General features: G+C 69.2%; 14 protein-coding genes, 1 tRNA gene and 2 pseudogenes. 6 read left to right on the forward strand and 11 right to left on the reverse strand.

Going from position 1 to position 12928, the window contains the following annotated elements:
• Nucleotides 1-136 precede the first annotated feature (136 nt).
• Complete coding sequence (locus ACIPPS_RS11050; protein ID WP_401429625.1) at nucleotides 137-421, reverse strand: hypothetical protein; 285 nt, start codon at nucleotides 419-421, stop codon at nucleotides 137-139.
• 440 nt (nucleotides 422-861) lie between these two features.
• Between ACIPPS_RS11050 and ACIPPS_RS11055 the strand changes: the two genes are divergently transcribed.
• The 4 genes and pseudogenes from ACIPPS_RS11055 (at nucleotide 862) to ACIPPS_RS11070 (ending at nucleotide 2518) form a co-directional block, all read left to right on the forward strand.
• Nucleotides 862-1053 carry a hypothetical protein gene (locus tag ACIPPS_RS11055; protein WP_401429628.1) on the forward strand — a complete coding sequence of 64 codons (192 nt, stop codon included), beginning with the start codon at nucleotides 862-864 and terminating at the stop codon, nucleotides 1051-1053.
• Between the two features lie 802 nt (nucleotides 1054-1855).
• Nucleotides 1856-1975: pseudogene (locus tag ACIPPS_RS11060) on the forward strand (cold shock domain-containing protein); the annotation flags it as partial.
• Nucleotides 1976-2026: 51 nt separating this feature from the next.
• Nucleotides 2027-2100: transfer RNA gene (locus ACIPPS_RS11065), tRNA-Met, on the forward strand.
• A 127-nt stretch (nucleotides 2101-2227) separates the two neighbouring features.
• Nucleotides 2228-2518, forward strand: coding sequence for a hypothetical protein (locus ACIPPS_RS11070; RefSeq protein WP_401429630.1), 291 nt, complete (start codon nucleotides 2228-2230; stop codon nucleotides 2516-2518).
• A 6-nt stretch (nucleotides 2519-2524) separates the two neighbouring features.
• On the opposite strand, the gene ACIPPS_RS11075 is transcribed toward ACIPPS_RS11070, so the two are convergent.
• Both ACIPPS_RS11075 and ACIPPS_RS11080 read right to left on the reverse strand, forming a co-directional pair.
• A complete protein-coding gene (locus tag ACIPPS_RS11075) occupies nucleotides 2525-3325 on the reverse strand; it encodes a hypothetical protein (RefSeq protein ID WP_401429632.1) in 801 nt (266 codons plus the stop codon).
• A 618-nt stretch (nucleotides 3326-3943) separates the two neighbouring features.
• Nucleotides 3944-4132 (reverse strand): annotated as a pseudogene (locus ACIPPS_RS11080) (histone-like nucleoid-structuring protein Lsr2); the annotation flags it as partial.
• Nucleotides 4133-4269: 137 nt separating this feature from the next.
• Between ACIPPS_RS11080 and ACIPPS_RS11085 the strand changes: the two are divergent.
• Nucleotides 4270-4482, forward strand: coding sequence for a hypothetical protein (locus ACIPPS_RS11085; protein ID WP_401429634.1), 213 nt, complete (start codon nucleotides 4270-4272; stop codon nucleotides 4480-4482).
• Between the two features lie 349 nt (nucleotides 4483-4831).
• Here ACIPPS_RS11085 and ACIPPS_RS11090 read toward each other — a convergent pair whose 3' ends face one another.
• The 6 genes from ACIPPS_RS11090 to ACIPPS_RS11115 all read right to left on the reverse strand — a co-directional run bounded on the left by ACIPPS_RS11090 (nucleotide 4832) and on the right by ACIPPS_RS11115 (nucleotide 11111).
• Nucleotides 4832-5959 carry a polyprenyl synthetase family protein gene (locus tag ACIPPS_RS11090; protein WP_401429636.1) on the reverse strand — a complete coding sequence of 376 codons (1128 nt, stop codon included), beginning with the start codon at nucleotides 5957-5959 and terminating at the stop codon, nucleotides 4832-4834.
• A gap of 221 nt (nucleotides 5960-6180) precedes the next feature.
• Nucleotides 6181-7050: a hypothetical protein gene (locus ACIPPS_RS11095; RefSeq protein WP_401429638.1), complete on the reverse strand. Its 870-nt coding sequence runs from the start codon at nucleotides 7048-7050 to the stop codon at nucleotides 6181-6183.
• On the reverse strand, nucleotides 7047-7682 hold the full coding sequence (locus tag ACIPPS_RS11100; protein ID WP_401429640.1) for an ATP-binding cassette domain-containing protein: 636 nt from the start codon (nucleotides 7680-7682) through the stop codon (nucleotides 7047-7049). Before ACIPPS_RS11100 ends, ACIPPS_RS11095 begins: the two co-directional genes overlap by 4 nt.
• Before the next feature lie 125 nt (nucleotides 7683-7807).
• A complete protein-coding gene (locus ACIPPS_RS11105; protein ID WP_401429642.1) occupies nucleotides 7808-9217 on the reverse strand; it encodes a cytochrome P450 in 1410 nt (469 codons plus the stop codon).
• Between the two features lie 404 nt (nucleotides 9218-9621).
• Nucleotides 9622-10155 carry a nitroreductase/quinone reductase family protein gene (locus tag ACIPPS_RS11110; protein ID WP_401429645.1) on the reverse strand — a complete coding sequence of 178 codons (534 nt, stop codon included), beginning with the start codon at nucleotides 10153-10155 and terminating at the stop codon, nucleotides 9622-9624.
• Entirely contained in the window at nucleotides 10152-11111 is a 960-nt protein-coding gene (locus ACIPPS_RS11115) for an SDR family NAD(P)-dependent oxidoreductase (RefSeq protein WP_401429647.1), read from the reverse strand. Before ACIPPS_RS11115 ends, ACIPPS_RS11110 begins: the two co-directional genes overlap by 4 nt.
• Before the next feature lie 528 nt (nucleotides 11112-11639).
• Here ACIPPS_RS11115 and ACIPPS_RS11120 point away from each other — a divergent pair.
• The gene (locus tag ACIPPS_RS11120; protein ID WP_401429649.1) at nucleotides 11640-11939 is read left to right on the forward strand and encodes a hypothetical protein; all 300 of its coding nucleotides are present in this window, start codon (nucleotides 11640-11642) and stop codon (nucleotides 11937-11939) included.
• 155 nt (nucleotides 11940-12094) lie between these two features.
• Here ACIPPS_RS11120 and ACIPPS_RS11125 read toward each other — a convergent pair whose 3' ends face one another.
• Together ACIPPS_RS11125 and ACIPPS_RS11130 are read right to left on the reverse strand one after the other, a co-directional pair.
• Complete coding sequence (locus ACIPPS_RS11125; RefSeq protein WP_401429651.1) at nucleotides 12095-12316, reverse strand: hypothetical protein; 222 nt, start codon at nucleotides 12314-12316, stop codon at nucleotides 12095-12097.
• A 91-nt stretch (nucleotides 12317-12407) separates the two neighbouring features.
• Nucleotides 12408-12851: a MarR family winged helix-turn-helix transcriptional regulator gene (locus tag ACIPPS_RS11130; protein ID WP_401429654.1), complete on the reverse strand. Its 444-nt coding sequence runs from the start codon at nucleotides 12849-12851 to the stop codon at nucleotides 12408-12410.
• Between the last annotated feature and the right edge of the window lie 77 nt (nucleotides 12852-12928).

Here is a 12928-nt window from a genome sequence, read left to right on the forward strand (position 1 = left end):
GGTCGCATGTTCGGGGTTCACTGGGCTGCGGCATGAGCAATCCAAGCGGTACCCGAGTGATCTCACCGACGAGCAGTGGGACCCGTGATCGCGGCGTGGAAGGCCGGGGCCTTCTCCCTCTCCGCCATGGCGTTGATCAGCGGGATGTCCAGGTGGCTCCACGGCTCTTCGGCCGCCGGGGGGGGTACTGGCAGGCGGCATAGCGACGGCCGGCCTCGAAGCCGACACCAATGTTGTCCGAAGCCTCGGTGCCGTCCGAGCGCAGCACCTTGATCGCGTGATGCTCGGCATACAGGGCGGTCACCGCGCCGGCCGCGGCTCCGGTTTTGACCCCGACCTCGTTCTCCTGCATCACGGTGACGGAGGTCGAGGTTTCGTAGCCCAGCTCAACGGTGAGTGAGGCGCTGACCTTGGAGTGCACTCACCCACCGGCGGGCCCCAGGCGAACCATTCGCCTTCGTTGCTCCCCCCTGCCCTTCGGCCCTTTCCCCACCAACTGCTCCCCGCGACGCCACTTCGTCCGACCAGTCGAGCGCACTCCGGAGTGAACTCGGCGCATGATCGGGCGCGTCTCTCCGGGCCCGCTGGCGCCCACCGAAAGGGCTGGCTGACCAACCCCCCGGAGCGCGAGGACCCAGGAACGCCCGCGCCCCCGCCCCGCCATCTGGCCAAGCGCACGATAAGTCGGTGGCGCGCGCCGGGAGTGCGCCGTCGCGTGTCCGGGACAGACGCGCCCCTCCTTACGGGTGGCAACTCTGCTCGGCATACCGACGCAGGGGTCTGCGGGGTAGGACCCGAAAGACCAACCGTGCCGCTCCAGGTGAGATGGCACGTACCACCACAGCGAAAGGAACGACCCCCATGCCCGATCTGTCTGGCCTCGGCGGAGGCAATCTTCCCGGCCACCTCGGCGACACCGTCGGCTCGGTCACCTCCGCCGTCTCCAGCCTCGTCAACGACGTGATCTCCGCCGGTCCGGGTGGGACCGTCACACAGGACATGGTCGACCAGGCCAATACGATCAAGCCCGCGGTAGACCAGGCCAACGGCTGAGTTCAGCGCCGATCCTGCAAGCGGCCTCTGCGCCGTTCTGAGCGCCACCGCCCGCCCTCACCCCTTGGGTGAGGGCGGGCGGCGTTCGGCTCTCAGACGCCGCACAGCGCCGGGCGGCGTCCTCGACCGGCTGTGAGGGCAGGCGTGGTGCACGTCCTGATGGTGCTGCTCGCTCCGCGTGGCCCCGGTCGGCGTCCTCGCCCTGGCGATGTCCGGCGCGGGGCCGGCACCCGCACCATCCGCGTACGCGAGGAGAGCAGCGCGCGTACCAGGTTGACGTGGTGCGTGTCCTTGGCGGGGTGGGGACGTTGGCCCTGCTGACGCGTGTACGGGTCCGGCCGGACCAGTCCGGTCCGCGGCCCCGATGCCACACAGGAGATCGGGGCCGCCCCCCAACAGCCGGGCACCGGTGCCCGTCGTGGCGCCGGCGCCCCGTACCCGTCCCGCGCTGCCATCGCCCACGCACGCACACACGGCCGCATGGCCTGGTTCCTCTCCGGCGCCCTCCACGCACTCGAACCGGTCCTGCGCTGGCGCGCCCTGTCGTCCGACCACTGAGCGGGCCGTTCTCCTGACCGGCGGAGCGGACGAAGGGCCGCTGGACAAGGACAAGGCGCTCTCCCTGCTGACCAGCCTCGAGGACCTCTGACGGAGCCCCCGGGTGACCCCCCGGGGTGCTGGCCGTGGTCGCTGATGGTCGCGATCGAGGGATCGGGATCATCGGTGTCGACGCCGAAGCCTTGGCCGAACTCCTCGCCACGCCACCGCCACCGTGTCGCTGTTCAGCAACCGCAGCAGCGGCAGTCACTACTCCAGTATTTCCGGTAACGGGTACCGGGATCTGGATGAGGGGGAGGCGGTCACCTTCGACGTCACGCAGGGCCAGCAGGACCCCCAGGCCGAGAACATCGTCCGCGGCTGAGGTCCGCGGTGGCGGTGGCCTCAGGAGCTGTGTGTAGAGTGGCATCACCGACGCGGGGTGGAGCAGCTCGGTAGCTCGCTGGGCTCATAACCCAGAGGTCGCAGGTTCAAATCCTGTCCCCGCTACGAAAGACAGGGGCCCGGCTGTGCCGGGCCCCTGTCGTGTTCCGTCGGAAGCACTCTCGATACCCGTGGGGCGGGTGTGATCCCCTTGCGAGGCCGCGCGGCAGGCAGCGGCATCTACGCTGACCAGGTGTCCACTGCGCTCACCGAGGCCATGCGGCGTCGGCTGACCTTCGCTCATCAGTGTTCCTACGACCAGGAACACCCTGTCGGAGCCTCCGAGTTCGACGACACGCTCGAGGTCTGGACAGTGAAGGCACGGATTGACGCGGACGGCCTGGCCGGGGACATGGCGCTCTACAGCGATGTCGACGAGAACACGCTGGACGCGGTTCAGGACCTCCCGGTAGGGAGGATGTCGTTCGTGCGTGTGCGCATGTCAAGCGAGACCCACGGCGTCACCCTGGAATGGCGAAGCTGAAAACGCTCAGTGTGCCCAAGGCAGGCGAACCGCCTCGATCTCGGAGTCGTTCAGCAGTGCGTTGATGAGGGCTGGTGAACCGACGACCTTGGTGGCCCACAGGTCGTAGTCGGTGCATAGGACCCACGAGCGGTCATCGGCCCAGAGATTGGAGGGGCTGAAGTCTGCTTCGGCCTGGTCGTAAAGGATCTCGGCGTCGCCGAGCCGGCCCGCACGCACGTGGAGGTTGTCGAAGTCAGTGGCTCCGAGCGTCAGCGGGTTGTAGTAGGCAAGGCAGCGGGTGTCCGGGCCTGCGGGGCTGTACTGGGTGAGGATGGCGATCAGCCGGGTCCAGGTATCCCGGTCCAGGCTTCCTTCGGTCGGCGGAATCATGCTCAGCGGCCAGCTGCCCTCCTTCTTGGCCGAAGGGAAGCAGCGGTAGGAAGGCATCCGCCCGTCGCGCACTATCGGGTCGCCGGTGCGCCGGGCAAGCTCGGTCCATCGCAGCCGCCGCCAGCCAGGGCCGGGGTGCCGGGCACGGCCCAGACCTCCCCCCGTGGCGATGCCCACGGCGTTGAGGTCGAGGCCTCCGACCATGTGGGGCTGGGTACTCCCGTCGGCGAGACCTGCCTGGTGGTACTCGTCGTACGACACGTCGGTAGATCCCTGCTCGTGCTCGTACATGGCATTGAGCACCCACACCGCGTCAGGCATCGCTGGAGGCATGAACCCGGTCAGGCCGTCGCCACACAGCTCCAGCAGCCAGTCGGTAGCCCCAGGCGGCACGAGCGGCCACAGGCTAGACATCGGGTTCGGTTCCTCGGACATCCGCTCATGGTCCCAGGTGCGAATCCGCCCTGCTGCCGGAGGTCGACATACACCTGCAACTTCAAGTTGGTGGCAACCCAGTCCGCCTCCGTCCTGATGTACTCCGGGACCTGCTCCCCGCACCCGCTGGGATGGGCCCACCACCATCAGCACGTTCAGCGATGAGTCCTGCGTCGGTGGCCCGCTCGATGAGGTCCTGGAGCGGTCTGGCGATGGCAAGACGCTCGGCGAGGACGCGGCTCCAGGGCGAACGGGGAGTGAGTGACGGCGACGGTGGCGAACTCGTACCGGTAGGAGGAGTGCCGGATGAGATCGCGGGCGGTTTCCATCGTGCTGTTGACGTACGTTGACGCGCCGCCGGACAGAACCCCGGTCGACGACCAGGGCGTGCATACCCTCATAGCCGAGGACGGTGTCACCGGCGCGCAGGTCCGGTACTGGCGCAGGGTGCGGCGGGGCGACGGTGGCAGGGGGTTCACCAAAAGCAGTCTTGTCGACCGCAGCCTGACTGGTGAGCCGCATGGCGCATGAGGGTCGGCAACGCAGTCCGCTATGAGGCGACAATCCTCATCGCCGCGATCAACGACCGGCTGTGACCGGCACCGCCGGACCCGGCGTTCAGCGTGGTGCTTCGTAAGCCTCACGGACGGCTGCGGGAATACGTCCGCGGTCACTTACGAGAAAGCCGTTCGCACGAGCCCAGAGACGTACGGGCTCATCCTCCGGCCTGGGATCGAGCCTTCGGGCCCTGCCAGGTCCGCTCCAGCGATCGGGACTTCGAGTTCCGGGTCGGCCCCACTGCCGGGCCGTGGGACACCATCGGCTTCGGAGACCGGCTCTGGCAGGACGTCGGGGTCATCCTGGACGTGGCCCCCGGGCAGGCCCCCGGCGTCACCCAGAAGGACGGCGGCCGCCTTTACGGCTTCCTGAGCGACGATGTGACCGTGAGCTTGTACGTAGGCGAGCCGGACCCTGGTCCTCCCCTCGAATTCGTTCCGGCCACGCTGACCGCGCGGTCCCGGTCCGACACGGTGGAGACCTATCAGCTCGCCGAGCGTCTCTACGACCGACTGGTCGACTTCGGCACCTACCTGGTCCTTGTGTTCGACGACAATGTCATGCCCGTCGCGGCCAACTTCGACATCGGCGAATGGTGACAGGTGTGCACGTCCGCGTCGAAGAACGGCGGGCGGTATCCGAGCCTCGCGGTTCCAGCGGAGCGGTGCCGCTATCCGGCGGGCACTACCGGCCTACGGCCCGGCGTCCGAGCCCGACCCCGACTCGGTCGACCTCGCCTACGGCCGAACCGCGACCGCGTCGTCCACCGAGACGGCCTCCCTCGCCGTGGTCGACGAATTCGACGGGCATCCCACCACGCGCCGGACCAGCGCCTACAGCAACGACCGGTGGATCCCTGAAGCGGATGGGTTCCGGGGGTAGGCCTGCTCGTCCTGGGCGATCCCGCCAACAAGCGTCGGGAGGCGCCCTTCTCGGCTCGCCCCGCAGTCACGCGATGCGGGGGCGCAGGACCTCGGTGCAGAGCCTGCCCAGGGTCTGCACCGCCGGTGAGGAGGCGAGGACGGCTGAAGCGGTTGCCCATGCGCCGCGGACCATCTGGTCAGCCTCCTGCGCACACTGCTCGAGGGCTCCACAGTCGGTGATGCGGCGTGCGGCGCGAGCCGCGCCGTCGCGGTCCAGACCCGAGCGGACCTGGTGCCAGAGATGGCGGGCTTCGTCGCGGGGCAGGTACGTGACGGCGTGGATGAGGGGGTAGGTGACCTTGGCGTTGAGGAGGTCTTCGGCCACGCGCTTGGTCAAGGCGTCCTGGCTTGTGACGCCTCGCAGGTCGGCGACGTCGTCCGCGATCTGGTAGGCGGTGCCGACGGCTGCGCCCAGGGCGGCCAGTGCGTCGCATTGTTCGGGGTCGGCTGCGGCGACCAGGGCTGCGATGCGGAACGCCGCGGCGACGGGCGCCCCCGACTTGAGTTGATGGGTGAGTGTGACCAGTTGCCTCAGGACTCGGGTGTCCCCCGTCTCCAGCGCGGTGGCCATTTCCTCGTGGTGTCCTTGCAGGTCGAGCGCCTGTCCGGTGTGCGCGGCCTGCAGGGCGTCGAGGTACGCGTCGTACACGGCGGCGCGCAGGGAGGGGTCATCGGGCAGGGTCCGGCGGATGGCCCGGTGCATGGTGAAGTAGGCGGTGGTGCCGGCGTTGATGGCGGTGGCGGTGCCGTGGACGAGGTGGGCGCTGGGATGTCCGCGGCGCAGTGTGGCTGCGTCCTGGATGTCGTCGATGATCAGTGAGCCGGTGTGGAGGAGTTCGCAGGCCGCCCACAGGGCGCCGTAGGGGCGGCTGTCGACGCCCAGTGCGTCGATCACGCCGGCAGCGAGCCTCGGCCGCCAGCGACGTCCGCCGTGATCGACGGTGTGGCGTACGGGTGCGATGAGCGCCGCGTGGAGTCGGGGCTGGAGGCGTTGTGCGGTCCCGGGGAGAAGGGTCTGCGTCCTCGCCGACGCCAGGAGGTCTCCGGTTGCCTCGGGGTGCGGCAGCGCCGGGTACAGGTGGTCGATGTCCCGTTCCAGCCACTGCGGTGTGCGTCCGGACCGGTCGCCGAGTGCCTCGCACGGCGCGCTCACGGTGACGCTGTGCCGGTGGGGGTCGGGAAGTCGGATGGCTTGCGGGGTGTCGGAGCGTGTGGCGGGGGTGTTCTGGCGGTCTGGCGGCGTGATCGTCTCCGAGGTGGTGACTTCGCCTTGTTGTCCGGCGGACATCTGCGTCTCCATCTGCTCGGTGCGTAGCGCGCCTGCGCATGGTGCGAGTGAGGTGCTCGGGTCTGACGTTGTTGCCGACGGCCCCGTCATCGTCCGCTGTCCTTCAGCGCCTGGCCCGGGGGTTCGGCAGCGGGGTCGGCGGCTTCCCCGCTGCTCGCGGCCTGCGCCGGGAACTGTGCCGGTGTGTTGCGTCGGCCGCGGTGATAGGAGCGTGTGCGCAGGAAGAAGATGAGCAGTCCTGCGGTCGCGGTCAGCGAGAACCAGACCAGTGCCCGGGCTGCGTATGCGCCCGGCCACGCTTCGGTGAACGCTGCGGCGTAGGCGGCCTGGGACGGTCCGTGCAGTGGGAGGAGTGGCAGGCCCGGCTGGTCGGCCGGTGGGTTCATGCCCGGGTTTTGCAGCCCGTTGTCGATGATGCTGATCATGATGATCGCGAAGAAGCCCTCCAGTTCACCCCGCAGGAGCGTGCCCAGCATGATCCCGATCCCGCCGAACGCGAGGTTCGCCGTGAAGAAGGCCAGCGTGAGAGCCGCGAACTGCTGCTGGTGGAAAGACAGGTGAAGTAGTGCGGCCGTGTATGCCGCGAGCACCGCGGCGATGACGACCAGTGCAGCCACCTTCGCGGTCATCAGGTGGCTCCGTCGGTAGCCGGCCAGGACCAGGCGCCGGTCCAGCGGCCCGGATGTGAGTGCTTCCATGAACGCCGTGAATCCGGCGATCACCGTGACCGCGTTCATCGCGCTGTTGACCTGGGTGGTGTGGTTGTTGTCGGCCTCGATGTAGCCGCCGACCGGGAACACCTGGAAGCGGAGAGTGACGTGGTAGCCGTATGTCCGTGTCAGGACGATCCACAGAAGCGGGAAGAGCACTGCGAGCACCAGCGCAAGGCGGTTGCGGACGTGGGCTGCCAGCGCGAAGCGCAGGGCCGTCGTAAAGGACGCGCCGTACAGGTTCACGTGGCGCGCACCCCCTCGGTCAGCAGTCCGTCGCGCAGTTCGTAGACCGTGTCGAAGTGCCGGAGGTCGTGGACGAGGTGCGAGACCACGACGACAGCCTGCCCTCCGTCGCGTAGCCGGCGCGCGAGGCGCCAGAACCGTTGATGGGTGTCCCAGTCGAAACCCTGGTACGGCTCGTCCAGGACCAGCAGGGTCGGCTGGTGCATCAGCGCGAGTACCAGGTTGAGTTTCTGCCGGGTCCCGCCCGACAGCGTCCCGGCCCTCTGCTCCATCACACCCTCGCAACCGAGCATTCCCAGGAGCGTCCGCGCCCTCTCCACGTCGGGCAACCGGTAGGCCATACGGAAGAGTTCGAGGTGCTGTGCCACGTTCAGCAGCGGGTTGACCACCGTGTCCTGCGGGCAGTACCCCACCTCGCCCTGCCGGTGTACCGCCCCACGGTCCGGTGCCAGCTCGCCCACCATCGTGCGCAACAGGGTGGTCTTGCCGGCACCGTTCTCACCGACCACGCCGACCAGAGAGCCGGGCTCGACCACCACGTCCACTCCGCGCAGCACGGTTCGCCGCCCGTAGGACTTCCATACCTGCTCCATGGCCAGTGGCGGCCCTGGCCTGCTCCACTTCTGGTCCACGCGTGATCCACTTCGCACGGAACAGCTCAACGAGACAACCGCACACCGGACACGATCCGGCGTCGGCGTCGGCGGTCGGGACTCGCGAACACCGGGGTGCTTGGGGTGGCCTGTGCCCTGCTCCTTCACCTGAGTGTGCCGTTCACCTGCTGAGTGGGGTGGTCTCCCGCGCCGGCGAGGACGGCCCGGGTGGTCGGCAGGGGCTGGGGGAACATCATCAGCCGTACGGGATGGGCGATGACACGAAGCCCGGTACGGGGTGCGCGGCCGGGGTGTGCGGGGCGGAAGCGCCGCTGGGCGGCCATGGCGGCAATGGCGACGGGAACGAGGACAGTCGCCAGGGGCGCGGCGATGCAACGCCTGGGTGGCAGCCCGAAGGGCGTGACCGCACGGCAGGCGGAGGCCTCCACGTTCTCCGGCAGCCATCGGTCCGGGTCGAAGAGGCCTGGGTCGGTGATGAGGCCGGGGTCGTGGTGGACTTCGCGCAGCGGCATGCAGAGCCTGGCTCCCTCCGGGAGGTGGAAACCGCCCAGGACGGTGGGGCGGCGTACGTCCCGCATGAGGGCCGTGGGGGGATGGACGCGTTCGACCTCCTGGATGAAGCGTCCAGTGGCCGGGAGGACGTCGGCCCAGACGTGACCGGGGCGCAGGCCGCCGGCTGCGGCGAGGGCATCGGCCTCGTGCAGGACGGCTTCTTCGATGTCCGGGTGGGACGCCAGTTCGTGACAGGCCCAGGCGAGCGTGGCCACGGTCCCTTCCAGTCCGCCGAAGACCAGGGTGCTGATCTCGGCGAGAAGTGCCTCCCGTGATACCGCCCCGCGGCGAGCTGTCGGACAGCTGGTGTTCCCCAGAAGGGACAGTACGTCCTCTCCGTCGTCGGGCGGTCGGTGTGCCTCCAGGGTCCGCAGCGCCACTTCCGCTCTGGCCGCGAGTGCGCGGCGGAACCTCCGCCTCTGGGGCGTCGGTAGGTTCAGGGCCCACGAGGGCATCAGCAACCGGCAGATGATCACTTGCGACACTGCGGGCTCCCAGCGTGCCGCCAGGTCGAGCACGTCGTCGGCCACAGGGGCCCGAAGCAGGCAGTGGGTGATCAGTTTCGCTGTCAGGCGGGTCATCGCCGCGGCTACGTCGACCGGGCGGTCCTCGGGGAGCGAGGCCGCGAAGTCCGACACGATCCTGTAGATCATCGGACCGGCGTCCTTGGCGGGACTTGAGGTGAACGCCGGTAGCATCCGGGCGCGCCGCTGCCTGTAGGCATCGGGTCCGAGTGCCACCAGTCCGTGGCCGAAGACATCATTCAGTTCGGCAGCGGCGCTCCAGTGCGCGAACCGGCCCGTCGTGTCGGTGAGAACGGTCCGCATCAGGTCCGGGTCGTTGACCAGGTACAGGGCTTTACGGATCCGGACCAGTGGTCCCGCCGAGCGTAGCCGAGCCAGGACGGGTTCGGCTCCCCGATACAGGCCTGAGAAGCCGAGATGGCTGAGCGGACCCCTGCCGCCCGGCGCCCGCGGCACCTTCCGCGCCTCGGTTGTCAACGGTGCTGCTCCATGAACGTCGCTCGTCATGCCTGGCCCTAACGAACCACCACGTCCGCTGTTACCAGGGTTCGTCCGAGGGAGGGGAACTGTTCGCCCGCCGATAGGCATGCGTGGTGCGAGCGGGCGGCGGGCGGTCGGTGGGAACTCGACCGCTTCGCTCGGCCGCTGCGAGAGCGGAGAGCGCAAGATCCTTGTAGGCGGACAGGACAACTCCCCTTCTGCAGACAGCTGATCTCCCTCTCCGCGGACACATGAACTGTCCGCCAGCAAGGAGGTCAGAAGGAAGTCCACTCACGCGCATGTCGCACGGTCCGTGGACACGCTGACCTTTCCGGCGTCCCCGCCCCCAGGCGCGTAGGCGCATCCGGGCCTGGGAGAGGGAGGCAGGGCCCGGCCGGGTGTCAGTCGGATGTTGCCGGATGGTCCGGCTTCGGGCAGCACGTGCTGCGGGTTGCGCGGTTCGACACCGGGCTCAGCCGGAAGATCCGGATGCGGCGCGGGGTGCGGGCCGCGTAGGTGTCATAGGTGGGGCAGGCCGCGACCAGCAGGGTCCACAGTCGGTGGTGTTCGGCGGTGTCGGTGACCAGGCAGGCGCGTGCCCGGTGCGCGACACCGCGGATCTGCACCCGCGCGGCGGGGCAGGCGACGAGGTTCGCCGACCAGTGCGGATGATGGGGCCGGCCGAAGTTGGAGCCGGCCACGATGAGGTCGGGCCCGTCGAGGACGCAGAGCAGTGCGCTGGTCCGGGGCAGCCCGCTGGTGCGGCCGGTGGTGGTCAGCAGGAACGGTGTCATGCCGTGGACGCTGATCAGGCCGATCCGGCCCCGGCTCCAGCGGCGTAGCAGTGCGTCGGCGTGGGCCGTGCGGCGGCCGATGGCGGCGGCCCACGGGTAGGGGCCGATCAGGATCAGCAGACGCTGCCAGGCGGCCTTCACCGTCCCTCCTGCCGGTGTGGGGGCGGGGCGGCAGCGGCGAGGAGGGCTTCGTAGCCGACGCGGCGGGGGTGGCCGGGGTCGGCGGCGAGGCGGTCGCACCGCAGCAGGTCGTCGATGCGGTCGCGGACCGCGACCGGGAGCAGCGCCTGGGCGGCCAGCAGGGGTCCGACGCCTGGGGGGACGCAGGCGCGGGCGCGGCGGCTACTCAGGAGTGCGACGGCAGTGCGGGCGATCCGCTCCGGTTCCAGCGGTTTCAGGCCGGGCAGGGACACCAGTCCGGCCCCGGCCCGGGTGTTCGTCAAATAGGGAAGGAGCACCTGGGCACGCACCCCGGTGTCGCGCAGTTCCCGACGCAGGCCCTCGGACAGCGCCAGGACCGCAGCTTTGCTGGCGCTGTAGGCGGCCAAGCCGCTCAGCGGTTTGAGGGCGGTCAGGCTGGAGACATTGAGGATCCGGCCGCGGCCGCGTACAAGCATGCGCGGCACAACAGTGCGACAGCCGTTGATGACTCCGAGGATGTTGACGGCAGCGAGGTGGTCGAGCGATTCAGGCGCCATGGTGTGGAAGGGACCGGAGGGGATGATCCCGGCACAGTTCACCAGCACGTCCAAGGGGCCCCATTCCTCTTCGGCCTGGTCCACGGCGTGTGTGAAGGCGGTGCGGTCGGTCACGTCCAGGGCTACGGCCCGGCAGGCCGCCAGCCGACTGTCCCCGCGCTGCGCCGCGGTGACAGCCCGGCTGTCGATGTCGGCCAGGGCAACGTGGACCCCCCTGACTGCCAGCTCCCGAGCGATGGCGAAGCCGATGCCACCGGCCGCGCCAGTGATCAGGGCGACCGGTCGCTTGGCGATATCCGGACGTGTCGCCGGGTGCGGAGCGGCAGCCGGCGCAGCCGCCGACAGAACGGCGGCAGCCGCCCTTACGACCGTCGCATTGACGTGGGGAATCCTCTGCATGTCTCCCCAACTGCGCCTGACCGCGGTCTCGACACGGTTCGCTCCCTGATTCACCTTCTCGAGCGAGGCCGGGTGCTTTCCGGCCAGGTTGTGCCGTCGCAGCGTCGGCCACCGACGCCGGCCAGAAGCTGCTCACCGGCGATGAGGCCAGGCGGTCATGATGCTCCTCGGCGCGCTCGAGCCTCCCGAATCCGTTCCTGCCGACGGGACGGGCGTCCAACGCCGTACGCCAGCGCCCCGCGTCGGGCTGGTGTCTCTGGACGAAGTCGGAGTCCTTCAGCCGGTCGGGCTCGCGCAGCCGCTTGTGCGGGTCAGACCGGCGCTGCCCGGCGAGCGACCGGCCCAAGGGGCCCAGCGGGACACCCTTCTCTTCACCCCCAGGGCCGGGGAGTGCGGTCCTGCAGTCGGTGTCCGGGAAAATGTCGATCTCTCCGATCACGATGTGCGCCGTCGCGATCTCGCGGTCGGGGTAGGACCAGGACCTGTCCGATGAGTCGTGGCCGGCGTGACTGAGTAAAGATGGCGCCCATGGCCACCGAACCCCTGCAGATCCCTATCGATCAGCTTCGTCGTGCTTTGGACGTGGCGCTTCGGCACATTGAAGCGTCAGCCGGACCCACCGTGACACTCAAGGAAGACCTCTTCTGGTCAGTCTCGGCCGACGAGCTGTACAACATCGGCGCCGAGCCCCAGGCCCTCACGATCGGGCAGCTTTCGGAGTCATGGCAGCATCTTGAGGATGTGCTTGCTCATCAGGATCGAGCCGTGGGTCACCACTTGGTGTGGCTTGCCGACGTGATCCGGGCGATCGGCCAGGACGTTCCTTAACAGGGCTGCTGACGGGTCACGAGCGGAGCCACAGGCGGAGCGAGGCCACGGTCACCGTTCCCTCGAGCAGCCCGTGTACGGAGGGCCCTACGCCCGGGCCCCCGCCCTTGTACAGACTTCCAGGGTCCAGGACAGGTCGACGTGCAGGGACATGCTCACGCAGCGGCGCCCCGGGGCTTCCGGGCTGGGGCTCGCTGATCGTCGAGGGCGGCTTCCAAGTCGGCGAGGAAGTCGCCGTGGGCGTCGATGTCGATGAGTCGCTGTGCCGCTGCCATGCCGGCGGCCCGGGCGCATGTGGTGTCTTCGGCGATCAGGCGCTCCACGTACCGGTTGAAGTCCAGGCCGCGGGCGGCGGCGTCCTTCCCTGCCGCGAGCACCCGTCGTCTTCGAGAACCATGGAAAACAGTTGGAGCTTCCAGCCGGTCGCCGTGCCCGGGGCCTGACTCCGCGGGGGTCGTCCTGGCGGGCTCACTCCGAGCCCGGGGTGGGCGGCCGGCCCCACGGGGTTTCCAGCGTTGCCCGCAGGGCATCGACCGCCTTCTGGCCGATCCGCTCGGCGAGTTGGACTTCCAGCCGGTCGAGGATGATGCCGGCCTGACGGTGTGCGCGTTCTCCTTCACTGGTGCGGCGGATCAAGCGCTGTCGGGCGGAGGCGGGGTCCGGGACTTGTTCGAGCAGCCCGGTGGCGACGAGGCCGTGCACGGCCTGGTGCGCGGTCTGCCGTGTGACGCCCATGCGCCGGGCCAGCTCGGAGACCGTGGTGCCCTGGTCGTCCAACACGGCGAAGAGCTGGGCCTGCGTCGGGGACACCGGCGTGGCTCCGGCTGCTTCCAGGGCCCCCAGCAGACCTTCTTCGAACCAGCGCCGGGCGTCGCCGAGCAACTGGGGAAGGTTACGGCGGGTGGACTGCATCTGTTCCTCACCATGGGCCGGGCTCGTCATCCAACGCTTGATTGTCGAGACTCTTTCATGTCAGGCTACCTGACGTT

It is taken from the genome of Streptomyces sp. NPDC090127, assembly GCF_044746945.1.
Lineage (GTDB): Bacteria > Actinomycetota > Actinomycetes > Streptomycetales > Streptomycetaceae > Streptomyces.

Excerpts from the sequence above, each read along its gene's own strand:
- ACIPPS_RS11130 (WP_401429654.1), bottom strand. The coding sequence starts at position 12,851 with ATGCAGTCCACCCGCCGTAACCTTCCCCAGTTGCTCGGCGACGCCCGG.
- ACIPPS_RS11075 (WP_401429632.1), bottom strand. The coding sequence starts at position 3,325 with ATGTCCGAGGAACCGAACCCGATGTCTAGCCTGTGGCCGCTCGTGCCG.
- ACIPPS_RS11055 (WP_401429628.1), top strand. The coding sequence starts at position 862 with ATGCCCGATCTGTCTGGCCTCGGCGGAGGCAATCTTCCCGGCCACCTC.
- ACIPPS_RS11120 (WP_401429649.1), top strand. The coding sequence starts at position 11,640 with ATGGCCACCGAACCCCTGCAGATCCCTATCGATCAGCTTCGTCGTGCT.
- ACIPPS_RS11115 (WP_401429647.1), bottom strand. The coding sequence starts at position 11,111 with ATGCAGAGGATTCCCCACGTCAATGCGACGGTCGTAAGGGCGGCTGCC.